General features: G+C 47.9%; 4 tRNA genes. All 4 read left to right on the forward strand.

Annotated elements, in window-relative coordinates:
- Positions 1-89: 89 nt before the first annotated feature.
- Positions 90-163: transfer RNA gene (locus DWY84_RS12320), tRNA-Asp, on the forward strand.
- A 37-nt stretch (positions 164-200) separates the two neighbouring features.
- Positions 201-273 (forward strand) — tRNA-Val (locus DWY84_RS12325).
- A 21-nt stretch (positions 274-294) separates the two neighbouring features.
- Positions 295-367, forward strand: a tRNA-Thr gene (locus tag DWY84_RS12330).
- An 18-nt stretch (positions 368-385) separates the two neighbouring features.
- A tRNA-Tyr gene (locus DWY84_RS12335) sits at positions 386-467 on the forward strand.
- Positions 468-503: the final 36 nt, after the last annotated feature.

A 503-nucleotide genomic window follows, 5' to 3' on the forward strand; every position in this document is an offset into this window, starting at 1 on the left:
AATAGGTCGAGGGCTTAACCAAGACGGTTTAGGTAAGAAAAGTGGATGAAATTCAATATGTGGTTTTGAGGGTACATGGAAAGATATTTGGCCTGGTGGCTCAGCTGGTTAGAGCGCCGCCCTGTCACGGCGGAGGTCGTGGGTTCGAACCCCATCCGGGTCGCTGAATATCATTTTTATGATATTTAAAAGTTGAATATGGGGTCTTAGCTCAGCTGGGAGAGCATCTGCCTTACAAGCAGAGGGTCATAGGTTCGAGCCCTATAGGCCCCACTTTCAAAGAAAACCTGGTTCGCCGATATGGCTCAATTGGCAGAGCAGCTGATTTGTAATCAGCAGGTTATCGGTTCGAGTCCGATTATCGGCTTTGAAAAAATAATATTTTGGGGGAATTCCCGAGTGGCCAAAGGGGGCAGACTGTAAATCTGTTAGCTGTGCTTTCGGTGGTTCGAATCCACCTTCCCCCACTCAACAACTTAATATTTCGCGAATGTCGCGGGGTG

It is taken from the genome of Clostridium sp. AF27-2AA (assembly GCF_003478505.1).
Lineage (GTDB): Bacteria > Bacillota > Clostridia > Lachnospirales > Lachnospiraceae > Brotaphodocola.